Source organism: Acidobacterium sp. FHG110202_01 (assembly GCF_059115305.1).
The window spans coordinates 130,754-147,292 of sequence record NZ_JBZYWJ010000011.1; the positions used below are offsets into that span (position 1 = coordinate 130,754).

Below are 16,539 nucleotides of genomic sequence, written 5' to 3' on the forward strand. Positions count from 1 at the left end.
ATCTTAGACAAAATATTCAATTTATCTAAAATGTTCCCACCCCCCTGCATCCATAGGCAATCGTTTGCCGTCTTTTTCGATAATTTCCATGAACGATTTGCCGCGGTCATGCCGCTTCATAACCCCGATCGCATGGACAGGCACTCCGGCAATCTTTGCAGGAATCTTCCTGGCAGCAGGAGCCGTAAGCAGCAGCTCATAGTCTTCGCCGCCATGCAGCGCCAGATGCAATGCCGAAGGAACCCAGCCATCGGACTCAGCTTTCCGGGCAAGAGGGTGAACAGGAATCGAAGCAGCATGAATTTCAGCCGCCAGGCCGGACTCCTCGCAGAGGTGAGCAAGATCGGTCGATAGCCCATCGCTTATGTCAATCGCAGAAGTCGCCAGCCGTGACGAAAGCAGCCTGGCTCCCACGCCTGAACGTGGTTCCGGATAAAGATGCGGGTGTCCCGGCGCCGCCTTGGTCAATTTCCGGAAGGCCTGCGGATTGCGCCCGAGGGCCAGAAGCTCTGCGGCAGATCCCCCCAGCGCGCCGGTGACGTAAATAAGGTCTCCAGCCCGTGCGCCCGAACGGAGCAGCGCCCGGCCTCGGGGCACAGTGCCCACCAGCACAATATCCGCTGACGCCATGCCGGTCTGGCGGCTTCCGCTTTCATCAAAGGCAGGCGATTGCGCCGTATCTCCCCCGGCGAGCGGGACTCGATATTTGTCCGCCAGGGCCAACAGTCCGTCCAGAAACCGCTCAACCCAGTTCGCGCCGCGTTCAGCAACAGTCAGCTTCGCTGGAACTGCCAGCGAAAGAAATGCAGCCGCAGGTTTTGCGCCCATTGCCGCCAGATCGCTTAGTCCCCGCGCCAGGCAGCGGTGTCCAACGGTCTCCGGAGGATGCCAGTCCAGGCGAAAATGCACCTGTTCCAGGGAAAAATCCGTCGTAATCAGAACTTCATCGCCGGCATTTGGACGCAACACTGCGCAGTCGTCGCCGATACCTGTTCGTACGATTCCGCGCCTGGAGACGCGCTTGCGTATGACTTCAATCAAGGCCCGTTCGCCTGGGATGAGTGCTGATTTTCTTTTCGCCGGCACGAAACCCAGCATACCCCTGAAGTTTTCTATGCGACACAAAGTAACCTGACCGAGGTAACAAAAAAAGGATCATCCGGCTAAACGTAGATTGACCGAACTCCGTCAACCTGTTAGCGTCTTTCAGAGAATCTCTGGAAACAGTTCACGGCTTGAATCCAGAAGTCCGCGTATCCCGCAGGACACGATTCTGAATGCACTTTCCCCAGATGAGCAAAAGATATTGAGTAAACGTTACTACATCATTTTTGTTGCCCGCGAAGAAGATGGCCGCTTGCGGAAGCTTCCTATTCCGCTGCATTACGCATACGTCTTCGTGGCGGCAGCCATCGTAGGCGCGTTTACCATCACCGGCATGGCGGGCTCGTATTCGCGCATGCTGCTCAAGACAGCCAGTTTCAACCAGGTCCGCTCGCAGCGCGAAGCCCTGCAGAAAGATTACGCGCAGCTGGAGAAGGTGGCGCACGAGAAGGAAGTGCAGGCGGCTTCGCTCGGCTCCCTGGCGAACGAGATCAGCGCGCTCTATGGATTGCGCCAGAACAAACTGGCCTCATCCGCCGCCAAAGCTCCGTCAGCGGCTGCAAATTCTCCGCTTACCGATACTTCTGACAGTTTCAATGAACAGGCTTACGTCCAATCATTCGATCAAATGACCACGCTGCGCCGCACTGCGCTCTCCGGTCACGTCTATCCGGGGCTGAACCTCAACTCCTCGCGTCCCTTTGGCGGCGGAGGCGACATCCTGAGCCTCGCCAATGCGCCCTCGCTGTGGCCGGTAGTTGGACCGGTGACCAGCTCCTTTGGCGAACGCCAGGACCCGTTCAATGGGGAAGGCGCCTTCCATGCCGGCATCGACATTTCTTCAAGCTTTGGAACACCGGTACGCGCCACAGCCGATGGCACAGTAGAAATGGCTGACCGTGGTTCAGGATATGGCCGTGAAGTGGTGATCGACCACGGCTACGGCGTCAAGACGCTCTATGGACATCTGTCCGGCTATGCCGTAACCGAAGGCCAGGAAGTCACTCGCGGCCAGATCATCGGTTACGTTGGCACCAGCGGCCGCAGTACCGGCCCGCATCTTCACTACGAAGTACGCGTCCGTGACACCCCTGTCAATCCGCACAAATACCTGCGCGACACCATGCCGCAGATCGCCAGCACCGGATCGCAGACCAGCACCGGCGGTATGCAATAAGCCAAATCAGCAGAACAAAGAAAGGCCGCTCGCGAGCGGCCTTTTGCATTTTCCCGATGGGTTTCAATTCCCCGTAGGAATCACCCCGGAATTCTCAACCATCAACACCACAGTCCGCTGCGGAGCGCGCGTGCGGTGCTTCACTCCCTTGGGCACCACAAATCCTTGTCTTGGCATGAGGCTGACGGTGCGCTGCTCTAGATCGATCAGAAGCTGTCCTTCGACCACGTAGAAAAACTCATCGTCATTTTCATGCTTGTGCCAGTGGTACTCGCCTTCCACCACCCCGAGACGCACCACCGAATCATTCACCTGACAGAGCGTCTGATTAAACCATTTGTAGGTACAGGCAGCCGAGAGGGCTTTCTCATCAATCAGCTCAAGCGGCTCATGCAGGATATTGAGGCGTGTTTCGTAGGGGAAATCTTCGACAGTAGACATCGTGGCGCGCTCCTCCCATGCAGAGTGGATGGAAAGAGCGCGTCGCAAGTCGCAGGAAATTACTTACAGAGCTTGCTGGAAAATCAATCAGGGTGAATCCTTACATTGCCCTCTCTGATAGCCTGCACAGCTTCTAAAGCAGTTTTCTTCATTAGCTTGTCGTGGGCATCACTTGCCAGTTTTTCCAAAAGTTGAATATCCTCGGGGTCTTTTGTTAAACCGAGCCCCTTGATCGCGTTATAGCGAACCATCCAGTTTTCATGAGCCGCTTTCACGCGTATAGCGGACTTTAGTTCACGATACTTTTGCGGAGAAAAGGTTTTAACTGATTCAAAGGCCTTTGAATTTGCGAGCATTAAGGAAATATCGTAAACAGCGTTTGCTCTTCTGGGGAAATATGGGCTGTGCAGAAGCTTTTCCAGAGATGGCAAGGCTTCCTGGTGGCTTGCCAGCCATTTTCCGTATTCCGAGTCAGGATTATAGCGCATATTGGCAAGGGCATCCCATGCGCGTCCATTATTATTTTTTACCGCAATTTCCTGTACTAGGGATGTAAAGCGGTCATCATAGACAAGATAGTCATCATCTTCAAAAAGGTCTGGGTCATTTTTATTAGACTCTATATTCTCACGTTCTCTTAGCTGAATTAAAAGAACCTGAACATGTGGTTGGTCAACAGCATCGGGAATCGCTAAAAGATGTTCAAAGGCATCCCGACGAACCTGCCATCGACCCGACTGTAGATCTTGAATGATTTGAGGTGTAACTTCACCATGCTGGGCATTCGACGGCATGCCTAGCATGGTGAAAAGCATGAGAACTATTGTGTTGAGCAGAAATCTCAAATATTTACCACCCATTCGGGCATCTGCTCCATGTTTGCCCCGTTGTTGCTAAGGTTCGCCAATCAATATGTGCATGGTTGTAATTTCTTTGAACACTAAACGGTTCAACGCATCCTCCGAGGGTGTGCCCATTATTTGCATATGGTTGCCAAGTGCTTAGGGAATTGGTTGCAACATCAACTGCATCACCATACTGATGTCGGCTCCCAAGAGCATACCTTCCCCCATTTGAGGTTGCTGCTGCGTATTCTCTGGCCGGATTGCGATAAGCGCTGTTTATTGTAAAAGTTTGCAACGTCCATAAGGCGTCCATTTTTTCATAGAAATATGGTTCTAAGATCGCCCAGCTATAGTTTCCAGTGTTAAGGTTGGCAAAAGTAAAATACTCTGAGCTTCCGCTGTTGCTGAATTCTGAGCATTGCGGCCAATGGGGCGTACCATAAGTTTCATACTCCCCGATGATAGTATCTCGTATATCTCCACATTTAGCTGGAATGGTAACCATTGCTGAATCATAGGTATCACCTAAGGGCATAGTCGCTTCCGGCGATGTTTCAGGGCCAAATGCTGCAAATGGATACTCCCATGGGTCATCGATACCATAAGCGGCCCATTCTTCCAGCCCATAGGGGTCGTTCAGGAGTCCCCCAAAAAATTTCGTACTGATATAAGCAGTGTGCTCCCCGGTTGCAGTATAAGTATTACCCGCAGAGCCTTGATAAGTAATCGTGGCGCTTGCCGAAAGATAAGATGGGTTAGGTGATTGGCCGAAGGCATATTGCCCATTGCTCCATAACTCTACCGTAGCTTGATAGTAATAAGGGCCTTCACCATAGAAGTCCGTTTCTGAATAAGCCGTAACCACGTTGGGTCTGTTGATCGAAATCAATGCTTGTGTAACCAAAGGCGCCAGATTCTTCAGGATAAAATTCCTGTGCGTTTGTGTTGTGATACGGCAGAAGCATCAGATAGAAAATAATTGCAGTGGTCAAGTAGTGTGTTATTTTCATCGTTCCCCCTGCGTCGGGCCAGTAGCTCCAACTGACTGCTGCGATGGTTGGATAGGATGGAAGTTCTTTGTTATATGTTCCTTAACAAGAGAATCAATCCGCGCAAATTCCTCATCTCCCACGAGCGCGTGGAAGCGGTCGTGCGCACGTCTCGCGACATCTTCATGTTTGAGCCACAGATAATGAGCTTCGGGTGGCGGAGGCGGCACAAGCTGCCCCTTAACCAAGTGGGAATTTTGCTCCTGAAAACGTGCAACAGACTGTTGAATTTCATTCTCTACATCCGCAATTTCTGTTCGATATTGCAATGCCGCGGTGTTGAGAGACAGAACTTCCTCTGGTGTGACTTGAAGCTTGTGCGCCAAGTGGTTACGGAACGGAGAACCGTCCTTGCCTTGGCGGTCTAATTCATCAGCTTTGTCTTTGAAAGTTGCAGCTTGTCGAAACAAGACGCCATATAGCACAGTGTCGGGTAATGCTTGTTGTCGTTGGGCAACATCTTGTGGAATGACAATTTCCTGGGCCATTCCAACATTCGAGAAGGCAGCACAGATTGCAATTAAAGCGATTACAATTCGCATAGTTCTCCTCCAGCGGACACGCAGACCACATAAGTGCAAATGTCAATGCAACTTAATGGAGAACAGAAAAGGCAGTGTAAAGAGGTTGATCTAACCTATCAGTTAAGACTTTTTAAGTAACTGCGCACACATAACGACACCTATGCAAACAAGCTGTCAAGATAAATTTCGTTTAACTAAGAACCTATAAATTTTGAACTAAAGTAATGACAAAGGCCGCACAGGGCGGCCTTTGTTAGCTGACGAGTAAGATTCTTATTCTATTTTCTGGTGTAGGTCACGTGCCAGATCGATCCCGATCCATCATCGGTGACGAAGAGCGATCCATCGTTTCCGACCGTAACGCCCACAGGCCGCCCCCACACATGGCCGTCTGCCGTCGTAAAGCCGGTGAGGAAGTCCTCATACTCGCCTGTGGCATGGCCATTCTTCATCGGCACGCGAATCACTTCGTATCCGGCACGCGCAGATTTGTTCCATGAGCCATGCTCAGCGGCAAAGGCATCGCCCTTGTACTCCTTGGGGAACTGTGAGCCCTCATAGAAGTTCATCTCAAGCGACGCGAAGTGCGGCTGCAGCAGAACATCAGGCACAATCACCTTCCCCTTCAGCTCCGGATGCTTGCCTTCATGACGCGGGTCCTGATTCGACCCCATGTAATACCAGGGCCAGCCGTAGAATCCTTCTTCCTGCACATGCGTGATGTAGTCAGGAACAAGATTGTCGCCGAGCCGGTCGCGCTCGTTGGTCGAGCACCACAGTTCGCCGGTGACAGGTTGAATCGCCTCGCCTACGCAGTTGCGAATGCCGGAGGCATAGACCTTGAGAAATTTGCCTTCAGGCGTGAACTCGAGCACATCGGCGCGGTGGTTTTCTTCCGGATGCGTGTCCGCATCGTCCACATTCGAATGCGAGCCGACCGAAACCAACATCTTCGTGCCGTCTTTCGAAAAGACAATATCGCGCGTCCAGTGTCCGCCGCCGCGCAGCTTTCCTCCGCCGGGAAGATCAGCAAGGTGCTGCGCTGCGCCGCGCGCCTTCATATCGCCAACCTGATAGGGGAAACGAACTACGCCATCGGTATTACCGATGTAGACCCACTTCGGGTTTGGGCCTGCAGGATAGAAGTTAATGCCGAAAGGCCAGCTCAACCCATCAGCAAAAGTTTCCACCTGCTTTGCCTTGCCATCTGCGCCAACGCCGCGGAAGACCAGAATCTTGTTCTCATAGCTGAGTGCGACAAACAGGTCGCCATTCGGAGCGGTGCGGATGAGCCGCGGTTGGTTCATGCCTGTCGCATAAAGGTCCACCTTAAAGCCGGCAGGAGCCTGCGGCCAGGCGCCCTGCGGGCGGTCAATCTTCACGCCCTCTGCGCCGTTGTCGACATCCTTGCTTGCATAGGGCTGAGGCAGATCAGCTACGGTCAGCTTGCGGCGGACGCCGGGTTTCTCCTTGCTGTAGTCGGTAAAAGCGGCCTGGCCGGTGAGCACCTTTCCCGACGGAGGACCATCAGCGTGTGATACAGGAGCGGCCAGCAGGAAAAAAGCCATGGCCGCCGGAAAGACAGCAGTGCAGAAATATCTCCTCATACCCTCAGTTCCTCCCAGGATGTACAGATAAGTGGTAGTACCACTTGAGATGCCGTGCAAACCCATCATAGTCGCAAAATTATCTTTGCGACTGTTGCAGCGCGCCTGGAGTCATGAGCTTTTCAAGAAGAGGTTGCGGCAGCGTGGCCAGCAGCACAGCGCGGTCCTTGTGATGCTCAATCTTCACGCTGTCGAGCAGCGTCTTCCAGTCTGCGCTGCTTGTCCCTTCAACAACTGGCTGTACTGCGCGTAGCAGTGTCACCAGTGTCTGTACTGACTCTGCAGAAGCTGTCGCGGCGCCTTCCGTGGGCGCAATCTCCTCCAGCCGCAGCCGCAGCGAGCCGGCCCAGCGGAGAGAGGCAACAAACGTAGCGTCAAATGCGAGCGGAAGTTTTAGTCCAAGAATGTGAATGTTGCCGCTGTCTCCAAACGGAAGCCCGATCTGCCCGACGCCCCATGCGAGTGAAAGCAGCGGCACATCCTGGTAGTGGTCCGTCAACAGGCTCGATCCCGAGAAGGGGAGTGCCGCAGTGCGGTAACGATCAAGAATCGAGTGAATCTGTTCCGATGTAGGCGCGTTGCTGGCGGCGACCATGTCATAGCCCAACAGAGTCACACGCACCATACGTCCATCGCTGGGAACGTTATAGATGGTATGTCCGGCGTAAGTTTCCTGCGAGGCCGCCGAGCCTTCGAGATAATGCCCGAGCCTGCGCCCGTCGAAGTGCCCAACAAAAACCTCAGAGAACGCAACGGGCCCATTTGGCCCCGCCGGATTCGGCATGCGGTGCAAAGCAAACGCCGCTTCATCCAGGTCGCGTTCAAACTGGATGCCGGTCGCGTCAATAAATTTCTGATAGTCGGGATCGTGTGAGACAGGGCGCTGATCAAAATGCGTAGCCACACGCAGCGGGCGCAGGTTCAGGTACACAATGCCATCCGATTCAGGCAGGAGTCGAGCCGCTTCCGGGGGCGCCTTTTTGCGCAGATACACCGCAAAAGCCAGCAATAGAAGAATGACGGCGACAATCACCAGGGTGATTTTCGTGCGCCTGTGTTTCATCAGGGGGACTCACCTCACAGTGCATCCATCATCTCACCTGAGCAGATAGAAACTCCATTAAGGCAAGTCTCTGTGAAGCCTCTGTGTCCGGAGCCTGCTCTGAGCGCAGTCGAAGGGTGCTCTCTGTGGTAGTTTCTCGACGCGGAAAGGCGGATTATTCATTCCCCTCAGCATCCGTATGCCATCCGGGATTCGTCCATTTACCATTGCTCAGTACAAAGACCTCCATAGCTCTGCCGGATCTCACAGAACGCTTGCCACCCTGCTCAATCTCGTAAAGAAACTGGCTATATGTAACCGCGACGTTGCAAAAATGCTGCACCTCCGTCCGCGGAAACTCGAGCCGGACCAGCTTTCCGCCGCCCGCGTGAAAGGCCACGGCAGATTCAAGAATCGTCGCCTGCGTGTCCCACTTCTGCTCTCCGCCGTTGATGGCAATCGATCCCGGCGGCACCAGTTGCTTGAGCAAAATTTCATTTCCATCGAACCATGCCCGCCATACCTGTTCGCGCACACGCAGCAGTTCGTCATCATTCTGTTTCTGAGCCTGTAATTTCGCAGTGCTCAAAGTCACCATAAGAAAAATTGCAGCAATGCCTGCATGGTTCCACTTGATTTTCATGATGTTTCCCCTCGCCCGGTTTTTGAATGCCAGCCACTATAGTCAGAGAGTGGCGACGAGCCAAGCTATCAAACTATCCTGCCAGCCCTGCAAGCTGCGTTCCCACGGTCACTGCCTTGGTAATGTCATCAATCACCTGCGCAATCTTGTTCAGATGGTTCGTGCAGTCCTGTATCTTTTGTTTGGCATCGCCCATCTGCCGGACTAGCGCCATGGCCTCCGGATCGTCATCATGAAAAATCTTGTTGATGCTGTTCCAGTAATTGCGTCGCGATGTGACGTATTGCTTCATCACTGCATTGCGTTGCGCTTGCGTCTTGCACGCGGCCAGAATCATCGAGAGCTGCTGCGTCAGCAGCATGTACTGGTCTTCCAGAGCTTTCAGCGAATCTCCCATGAGTCTCCTTATCAGTGCGCAGGAACCATCGCAGTCCAGTGCTGCAGGTTCACATGCCCAGCCTTACCCGGCTCGCTGAGATGCTGGCCTGCAGCAAGCTCGTGGACATGCTTCGACAGTTCTTTGAGAGCCTGCTCCATGTCGGCTGAAGCCGCAGCGTGTGCTGCAATCTCTGCCTGACTTCGTTCCTGAATCTGCTCGCGCGCATAATCGTCGAGTCCCGGCGAAAGTTTCTCCTCAGGGAAGCGCGCAGCCAGGCCAAACGGCGCAAGTGCGGGCATCATCAGGCTGCCGGCATCCACCTGGTTGCGATGCAGCAGCTCAAGCGCCAGGCTCTGCGCCAGCCCGATGTAAGTGCGGTTGATCGATTCATAGACGGGTTTCTCCTGCGCATACACCTCGGCCAGAGCAGCAATTGCCGGATCGATCTCTCCCGCCATCTTTCGCTCGTCATGCTCCTGCGCCAGCTTCGTCAGCACCTCTCCTGCATGTTCCAGAACATCAGGCGCATAGGAAGAACCCGGCAGCTTCTGTATAGCCGACAGCGCAGTGCCCAGGTTTGCAGCGGACTTTGATACATCGGTTGCCGCATTCGACCGCGCCAGTCCGGAAAAGGCTTCCGCCAGTTCCCCAAGCTGCTGCGCCACGCCGCGGCGCTTTTCGAGCTCTTCCTGCGCAGTTTTCAGTTGAGCGAGATCCTCCTCATCGAGAGGAACGTCGAGCAGGGCCTTTTGCAGTCGCTCCAGTTTTGCGTGCTGGCCGGTCACCTCAGCCAGAGCGGTATAGTAGCCGTCGAGATCGCGTGCCGTTGCCGTCATCTGCACCGCGACCGTGCGTGCATCCTCCGACGTCTTGCAGGAGACGGCCAGGCAGGGAAGAACAAGCAGCAATCCCAAAACTTTCAAGCGTGACAGCATCCGCCTCACTTTCTTAACGATGGTGCTGACAGGAAGCCAAGCATAACAGGGAAATCCTCAAAAGGCTCAATGCCGCACGTTAGAAGCGGCTGCAATGGCAGGTGTTGCCTGAGTAATGAATCCATCAGGAATCAGGTGTACTAACTTGACAATCGTTGCTGCGAAGCAATAAAACGGGAAAATTGTGGAAACGATTCCAGCGCGAATTTCCTGTGAAGGTATCGTTTCCATACATAGTCCCTGGAGGCAGCATGCACATTCGTGGGAAGGCCATTTTTTCATCATTCCTGCTCTTCCTTCTTACCGTCTTCTTATTCCAGATTCCTCAGGCATTCGGCCAGGCCGATACCTCTTCCATTTCGGGCACCATCACTGATCCAAGCAACGCCGTCGTGCCTAATGCGAAAGTCACCATTCATAACGAGGCCACTGGAGCAGAACGCAGTGCCGTCACCAACGCCGACGGCTTTTACACCATCACCAACCTCGCGCCCGGCAGCTACACCGTCCGTGTGGAAGCGCCTGGTTTTCAATCAACCGTCCTGAGCGGCAACCACCTCGATCCTAGTATTGGCAGCAAAGTCGACGCCTCGCTCAAAACCGGCAACACCAGCACCACAGTGACCGTGCAGGCCGATGCCAACACGCTGCAGACCGAGTCGGCCGCAGCAGGCCAGCTCGTAACCAGCGACCAGGTTAAGACCATCCAGTTGAATGGCCGCAATCCGATCTATCTTTCACAGCTCGAACCAGGCGTGGCGCGCAACGCCGCCATCTCATCTTTCAACTTTGCTCCGGACTTCAGCGGTCCCAACGTCAATGGCGCGCGCGGCAATGAAACTCTGCTGACGCTCGACGGCGCACCCATGATCCGCACCCGTGCGAACGGCACTCAGATCGGTGTGGCCGATGTGGATTCCACTTCGCAGGTTCAGATCCTTACCACTGGCTACCCGTCAGAATATGGCGGTACATCGGGCGGATTGATCCGCATGGTGCCGAAGAGTGGAACGAGCGATTTTCATGGTTCAGCATATGAATATCTGCGCAATTCATTCTTCAATGCAAATACCTGGTATCGCAATAATTCAGATCAGCCCGAGATTGCTGGTCACCCCCAGCCTTTTCGCTTCAATCAGTTTGGCTGGAACCTGAATGGCCCCGTCTACATTCCGCATGTATTCAACACTTCGAAGCAGAAGCTCTTCTTCCTCGCCGGGCAGGAATACATCCGTTACCGGCAGACAGTAACGCAGACTAATGAAAAAGTGCCTACGAACCTGATGCGTCAAGGCAACTTCAGCGAATTGCTGGGGCCTAATATCTTCTATTCGAAGCCTGTTCAATTGAAAAATCCGAATACTGGTGCTGACTATCCCGGCAACATCATTCCGCAGGACCAGTTAAGCGCAAATGGTCTTGCGCTTCTCAATGCTTATCCAGCGCCGAACGAAAATGGCAGCTTCAACTGGCAGCAGCAAGCGCCATATCCGCAGGATCAGCGCAAAGATACGCTGGTGATCGACTATATTCCGGCAGATGCACATCACCTGCGCTTCAGCCTGTTGAACTATAACTACGACTACACCAACCCATTTTCCGGCAACTTCAATCGCACCCCGCAGAAGTGGCACTGGCCGAACCAGGTAGGCGTTCTGCACTATACCTGGACGATCAGCCCGACGATGGTGAATGAAGCCACATTCTCGGCTTCTGCGGATCACATCACCATTTCATACGACACTTCTAACGGCCTGTATAACCGCGATCAGTACGGAATTAACTATCCATATCTCTATCCAGCCAGCGAGAAGCTGGTTCCGAACAAGATCCCAACCATCAATCTTGCCAACTTCACGACGCTTGATGGTGGTCCTTATCCATCGCACTCCGGTGGCGTAATTACCAATCTCTCCGACAGCCTGACGAAGGTGCTCGGCAACCACACGTTCAAGTTTGGCGGGTTGTGGCAACGTTCTGGCGAGAACAACTTTGATCAGATCAGCGTAAGCAGCACGACGCCTGGCGCAACCAACAACCAGAACGGGCAATTTGCCTTCACGGATCTTCGCAACTCCAATCCGACATCGGGAGCAGCGGTCGGTAATGCGGCATTGGGCCTGTTCGATACATACGGAGAAATCGGGCAGAAGTCCTACACGCTTTTCCGCGGCAACATGTTCGAAGGCTTCGCGCAGGATTCCTGGCGTGCCACCCCGAAGCTCGTCGTGGAGTATGGCGTGCGTTACAGCGTCATACAGCCCTTCTATGCGCTTTGGAGAAACCAGTCCGTCTTCGATCCGAAATCATGGCAGGCATCGCTTGCTCCGAACGTCGATCCGACGACCGGGCTCCTCTCCGGTGGCGATCCATATAACGGCGTCGTGATCCCCGGCGGTTCTTTCCCCAGCTCGGCACAGGGACACGTCCCGGCTGATATCCTGAACGGCCAGTACAGCCGGCTCTTCCGTGGATACGGTCCTGGCTATTCCAAAACAACCTGGACGAACATCCAGCCGCGCTTCGGCATCACCTACCAGGTGGCTCCGCTTACTGTGGTGCGCTTTGGCGGTGGCCGCTTCGTGCAGCGTATCGGCATCAGCGACTCGGTGCAGTTGGGCGGCAACGCTCCTTTCCAGCCAAGCTCGACGGTCACGGCGGGCTCGGTCGACAATCCGGGCGCCGCTGGCGTGAACTCGCTGCCGCTGGCGCTTTCCTCGCAAGCCTATGACTTTCCCGATCCAAATGCCTGGAGCTGGAACGCTGCGGTGGAGCAGGAAATTCCCAACTTTGCCACCTTCACCATTCAGTACGTAGGCCGTCGCGGGTTGCATCTTTCTCAGATCGAGAACGTCAACCAGTTGCAGCCGGGAACAGTGCAGGCCAATCCCAACGTGAAGCAGGCCGACGCTCTGCGCCCCTATCGCGGCTTCTCCGCCATTCTGCAGGACACGAATGCCGGAAGCTCCACATACAACGCATTGCAGGTGGACCTGAAGCGCCGCATGACCAAGGGGCTGTTATTCGGCGTCGCTTATACCTGGTCAAAGAGCCTCGACTATGGCTCCAGCCCCGGCTATGAGCTGCCGAATTACTACGACCCCCGTCCGAACTATGGTCCCAGCGACTTCGATATTCGCAATATCCTTGTCGTGAATTATGTGTGGGATATTCCGTTCGGAGCGAACTTCAGCAATCGCTTTGCCCGCGGAGCAGTTGGAGGCTGGCAGCTCTCCGGTACTACGCAGGCGCAGACCGGCATACCGTTTTCGGTCAGCACCGGCGATGATTTTGCCGGCGTCGGCCCCGGAGCAGGAAACCAGCTCTGGGTCATGAACCGCAAGCCGAACGTGAGCAAGCAGTTTGCCGGCAACAGCGGCGGCAGCAGCGGTTTCTGGTTTGATCCCACGGTATTTGCGCAGCCTGCTGACGGAACGCTCGCCCCTCGTGGCACGCGCAACGCGCTCTACGGCCCTGGTTTCCAGAGCTGGAACATCGCGCTGCTCAAGAGCTTCCACGTGATCCCGGGACACGAAAACCACCAGCTCCAGTTCAAGGCGGAAGCGTTCAACTTCACGAACCATCCGAACCTCGATACTCCGGACACCAACCCCACCAGCGGCACCTTCGGCGAGGTGACGCAGAAGGGCAACACCTACTCCTCAGAGCGCCAGCTGCAGTTCAGCCTGCGCTACCAGTTCTGAGCTAATAGCTGCTTTGTGCAGCCTCCCTATGCCTCCCGCTCCATGCCAGAGCGGGAGGCTTTTCTTTCTTCGCTCGGTACTGGATAGTTTGGTCTGTAGTGAAAGAGATTTCCTCTGCGGACTCTATGCGTGGACTCCGCGTCAGGAGCCTATCCTGAGCATTAGCTGAAGCTTCGCTGAAGCTTGTTCTTAGCCGACCTTGGCGTCCTTAGCGCCTTGGCGGTAGATTTTTGAAAATTGACCCACCATCCTTCGCTCCATCGCATTGCAGCGCTCTTATGCGTGTGTTAATCTTTGAATCTGTACGACTCTTTCAGCGGACGCGGCAGTGTCTCTCGAAATAGGAGTATGTGGCTGATCCGGGCTGGCGTAGCTCAGCTGGTAGAGCATCTGATTTGTAATCAGAGGGTCGGGGGTTCAAATCCCTTCGCCAGCTCCAGAATTCCAGCCTCGTGAAAAGCGTGAATCCGCAGTCATTCCACCTGACAGCGTCCTGTTCAAGTTTGGAGCAGTTTCAGGCTCTGCAAAGGACGGCTGGTGTCCGGAACGGCTGAAAATTCACGGAAAAGGGATGCACAGGTGGCCGAGTGGTTAATGGCAGCAGACTGTAAATCTGCCGCTCCTTGGAGCTACGGAGGTTCGAATCCTCCCCTGTGCACCAGTCAAAGATTTTCAGGGAAGCGGGTCGAACATGCACGTGCGAGGCCTTCAGCGCAAAGCAGTAGCGCTCCTCGTCTTAGCGGTTCTCGCAGCCCTGACATGGAGCACGATGGACCCCGGCAGGGTTCGCATGCTGGTCCTGATCGTGCTCGGCGGGTTCGCTCTTCGTATTCTGTTGACCGCGCGTTCGCGGTACGATAACGAAGAGAATCCGCAATAAAGTTTTTCGGGTAGTACGAGGTCCGGTACTGACAGGTTGTCAGTTTTTTTGAGGTTTTGAAGTAGTACGAAGAGCTGATGTAGCTCAGTTGGTAGAGCACTCCCTTGGTAAGGGAGAGGTCACCGGTTCAATCCCGGTCATCAGCTCCAGAGATTTGTAGTTGGTTATCAGTTCCGGTCGCCGACGTTTCGGCGGCCATTTTGTGTGTATTTGGGTAGAAGCCCTGCGCTTTTAGCGCAGGGAAATAAGGCACAGCAAAAAAGGGGCCTTTAGGCCCGGTTCCTAATGGCAGTAGAGCGCGGGAGTAACTCAGTGGTAGAGTCACAGCCTTCCAAGCTGTTGGTCGCGGGTTCGATTCCCGTCTCCCGCTCCAGAAGTTAAAAACGGAGTACGCGGTAAGCATGTTCGAGCAGGCAGTCATTCCAGTTCAGGATGAAAAGACCTTTGCCGATGTGGAGCGGGCGCTCGAAGAGGCCTTTGCTCCGGCGAATGCGGCGAAGTTTCTTCGCCAGGTGGAAAAAGCGAAGCTCCGCGCAAGGCAGTTCGAGGCGATTCTGGCCCATGGGTTTCTCGGCGAAAAGACCCCGGCGCTCTATGGATCGTTGGGCGACGCCGACCGCGGGCAGATTCGCGAGCAGTATCTGCGGCTGATCGAGAAAGTGGCCCCTGAACTGCGCGCAAAGTATCTGAAGGTGTACGCCTATTACTGAGGGATTCCGATTTGCGCAGCCTTCTGAACCCAGCTTTTACGTGGTGATGTGGGAATTTCAGGTGCGGGCGGGTTGCGAAGAGGCGTTCCAGGTAGCGTATGCGCCCGATGGGACCTGGGCCCGGCTCCTCCGGAAATCGCCGGAGTTTCTGGGTATTGAATTAGTGCGGAGCGTCAAGCATCCGGCGCGGTTTTTCGCCCTGCATGCGTGGACTTCCGAAGCAGCCTTTCGAAGCTTCTGCCGTGACAACGGGGAAAGCTACGAGACGCTGGATGTGAAATTGTCAGGATTAACGGATTGGGAGCGCAGAATCGGCGCATTCCCCTCCGAATAGGTACAGGAATTCTTTTATGGCCACACAAGGATTTCAAATTTATATCTCTGGAACGACTAGCTCGTCGGAAGACTGGCGTCGAGCCATGGAGGCGCCGGAAAGAGAATTGCCTGTGCTCGATGATGAGCAGAAAGAAGTAGCCCGTAGGTTTGAGATGACTGAGTCGGAGTATGCTCGCGGTGTCCTGGTTCAAGAGATTGGCGAAAAGCGCCAGCGCGAACGTGGGCAGCAGTTGGGACAACATATCATCAGCATCCTTGAACGATACAGGCCAAGCTATAAATTGGACGCTTTAATGCGCAAGGGCGTTGATTTTGTTTGGCTCGCCAGAGTTGCGTCTACGGGGCCTTTAAGAGTAGTTAAAGTCCCGCTGGATATTGCTGATGATGTTGTTGATTCAGGAGATGTGGAAAGTTTGAATAAGCTTAAGAGTCTACTCCTGGAAGCATTGGATCCCGTTAGCACAAGAGCAGCCTCATGACATGGCTGCAGGGAAGAGTTGTTCGCTTTCGTTTATCGCCTGAGGGAAAGCTGGCGTTAGCAGGAGTATTTGAGAAAGATTCAGTTCAGGCGTTTGTAGAGTTTGTGGATGATCTGGGAGTTTGGATATTGGTAGGAAAATCAGCTGCTGGTAAGCCTCATCCGGTAGTGCTTTTGAAGTGGGATTATTTTGCCACTGCTGCTGTAGAGATTGAGCCAAGCATTGAGGTGTCAAAAATTCCGATAGGTTTTGGCGCTTAGAGATTAAGTATCAGTATTTACTTGAGGAAGGACTTAGGAACGAGGTATGGCGAAGGAGAAATTTGACCGGTCGAAGCCGCACGTAAATGTGGGAACGATCGGACATATTGATCATGGGAAGACGACGTTGACGGCGGCGATCACGAAGGTGTTGTCGAAGCACAATCCGAACATCAAGTTCCGCTCGTTTGACACGATTGACAATGCGCCTGAGGAGCGGGAGCGGGGCATCACGATTGCGACGGCGCACGTGGAATACGAGACGCCGAACCGGCACTATGCGCACGTCGATTGCCCGGGCCACGCCGACTACATCAAGAACATGATCACGGGCGCGGCGCAGATGGACGGCGCAATTCTGGTGGTGGCAGCAACGGATGGCCCGATGCCGCAGACCAAGGAGCACGTGCTTCTGGCGCGTCAG

At 54.3% G+C, this 16,539-nt stretch carries 18 protein-coding genes and 4 tRNA genes; 12 read left to right on the forward strand and 10 right to left on the reverse strand.

What is annotated here, in order from left to right; genetic code table 11:
* Window positions 1-21 precede the first annotated feature (21 nt).
* Window positions 22-1,041: a thiamine-phosphate kinase gene (thiL, locus tag AC5S16_RS21370; protein ID WP_493932149.1), complete on the reverse strand. Its 1,020-nt coding sequence runs from the start codon at window positions 1,039-1,041 to the stop codon at window positions 22-24.
* A gap of 265 nt (window positions 1,042-1,306) precedes the next feature.
* On the opposite strand from thiL, the gene AC5S16_RS21375 reads away from it, so the two are divergent.
* The gene (locus tag AC5S16_RS21375) at window positions 1,307-2,281 is read left to right on the forward strand and encodes a M23 family metallopeptidase (protein WP_493932150.1); all 975 of its coding nucleotides are present in this window, start codon (window positions 1,307-1,309) and stop codon (window positions 2,279-2,281) included.
* A 63-nt stretch (window positions 2,282-2,344) separates the two neighbouring features.
* Here the strand turns inward: AC5S16_RS21375 and AC5S16_RS21380 are convergent, their stop codons facing one another.
* The 9 genes from AC5S16_RS21380 to AC5S16_RS21420 form a co-directional block, all read right to left on the reverse strand.
* A complete protein-coding gene (locus AC5S16_RS21380) occupies window positions 2,345-2,722 on the reverse strand; it encodes a cupin domain-containing protein (RefSeq protein WP_493932151.1) in 378 nt (125 codons plus the stop codon).
* A gap of 83 nt (window positions 2,723-2,805) precedes the next feature.
* Window positions 2,806-3,582: a HEAT repeat domain-containing protein gene (locus tag AC5S16_RS21385; protein ID WP_493932152.1), complete on the reverse strand. Its 777-nt coding sequence runs from the start codon at window positions 3,580-3,582 to the stop codon at window positions 2,806-2,808.
* Window positions 3,572-4,471 (reverse strand): hypothetical protein, encoded by a 900-nt coding sequence (locus AC5S16_RS21390; RefSeq protein ID WP_493932153.1) that lies wholly within the window; start codon window positions 4,469-4,471, stop codon window positions 3,572-3,574. Before AC5S16_RS21390 ends, AC5S16_RS21385 begins: the two co-directional genes overlap by 11 nt.
* A gap of 102 nt (window positions 4,472-4,573) precedes the next feature.
* Complete coding sequence (locus AC5S16_RS21395) at window positions 4,574-5,158, reverse strand: hypothetical protein (RefSeq protein ID WP_493932154.1); 585 nt, start codon at window positions 5,156-5,158, stop codon at window positions 4,574-4,576.
* Between the two features lie 260 nt (window positions 5,159-5,418).
* On the reverse strand, window positions 5,419-6,747 hold the full coding sequence (locus AC5S16_RS21400; protein WP_493932155.1) for a PQQ-dependent sugar dehydrogenase: 1,329 nt from the start codon (window positions 6,745-6,747) through the stop codon (window positions 5,419-5,421).
* A 79-nt stretch (window positions 6,748-6,826) separates the two neighbouring features.
* Window positions 6,827-7,810, reverse strand: coding sequence for a hypothetical protein (locus AC5S16_RS21405; RefSeq protein ID WP_493932156.1), 984 nt, complete (start codon window positions 7,808-7,810; stop codon window positions 6,827-6,829).
* 154 nt (window positions 7,811-7,964) lie between these two features.
* Complete coding sequence (locus AC5S16_RS21410; RefSeq protein ID WP_493932157.1) at window positions 7,965-8,432, reverse strand: nuclear transport factor 2 family protein; 468 nt, start codon at window positions 8,430-8,432, stop codon at window positions 7,965-7,967.
* 73 nt (window positions 8,433-8,505) lie between these two features.
* Window positions 8,506-8,829: a hypothetical protein gene (locus tag AC5S16_RS21415; protein ID WP_493932158.1), complete on the reverse strand. Its 324-nt coding sequence runs from the start codon at window positions 8,827-8,829 to the stop codon at window positions 8,506-8,508.
* Between the two features lie 11 nt (window positions 8,830-8,840).
* Window positions 8,841-9,746, reverse strand: coding sequence for a hypothetical protein (locus tag AC5S16_RS21420; protein WP_493932159.1), 906 nt, complete (start codon window positions 9,744-9,746; stop codon window positions 8,841-8,843).
* Window positions 9,747-9,997: 251 nt separating this feature from the next.
* Between AC5S16_RS21420 and AC5S16_RS21425 the strand changes: the two genes are divergently transcribed.
* The 11 genes from AC5S16_RS21425 to AC5S16_RS21475 all read left to right on the forward strand — a co-directional run.
* Window positions 9,998-13,450, forward strand: a complete 3,453-nt coding sequence (locus tag AC5S16_RS21425) for a carboxypeptidase-like regulatory domain-containing protein (protein WP_493932160.1) — start codon at window positions 9,998-10,000, stop codon at window positions 13,448-13,450.
* 363 nt (window positions 13,451-13,813) lie between these two features.
* Window positions 13,814-13,889, forward strand: a tRNA-Thr gene (locus AC5S16_RS21430).
* A 134-nt stretch (window positions 13,890-14,023) separates the two neighbouring features.
* A tRNA-Tyr gene (locus AC5S16_RS21435) sits at window positions 14,024-14,111 on the forward strand.
* Window positions 14,112-14,141: 30 nt separating this feature from the next.
* Complete coding sequence (locus tag AC5S16_RS21440; protein ID WP_493932161.1) at window positions 14,142-14,330, forward strand: hypothetical protein; 189 nt, start codon at window positions 14,142-14,144, stop codon at window positions 14,328-14,330.
* Window positions 14,331-14,403: 73 nt separating this feature from the next.
* A tRNA-Thr gene (locus AC5S16_RS21445) sits at window positions 14,404-14,479 on the forward strand.
* A gap of 149 nt (window positions 14,480-14,628) precedes the next feature.
* Window positions 14,629-14,703 (forward strand) — tRNA-Gly (locus AC5S16_RS21450).
* 28 nt (window positions 14,704-14,731) lie between these two features.
* Window positions 14,732-15,040: a hypothetical protein gene (locus AC5S16_RS21455; protein ID WP_493932162.1), complete on the forward strand. Its 309-nt coding sequence runs from the start codon at window positions 14,732-14,734 to the stop codon at window positions 15,038-15,040.
* A 46-nt stretch (window positions 15,041-15,086) separates the two neighbouring features.
* Window positions 15,087-15,374 carry an antibiotic biosynthesis monooxygenase family protein gene (locus AC5S16_RS21460; RefSeq protein WP_493932167.1) on the forward strand — a complete coding sequence of 96 codons (288 nt, stop codon included), beginning with the start codon at window positions 15,087-15,089 and terminating at the stop codon, window positions 15,372-15,374.
* A 16-nt stretch (window positions 15,375-15,390) separates the two neighbouring features.
* Window positions 15,391-15,855, forward strand: coding sequence for a hypothetical protein (locus tag AC5S16_RS21465; RefSeq protein WP_493932163.1), 465 nt, complete (start codon window positions 15,391-15,393; stop codon window positions 15,853-15,855).
* Entirely contained in the window at window positions 15,852-16,115 is a 264-nt protein-coding gene (locus tag AC5S16_RS21470) for a hypothetical protein (RefSeq protein WP_493932164.1), read from the forward strand. Before AC5S16_RS21465 ends, AC5S16_RS21470 begins: the two co-directional genes overlap by 4 nt.
* Window positions 16,116-16,161: 46 nt before the next feature.
* A partial coding sequence (locus tag AC5S16_RS21475) for a GTP-binding protein (protein ID WP_493932165.1) occupies window positions 16,162-16,539 on the forward strand: 378 nt, incomplete at its 3' end.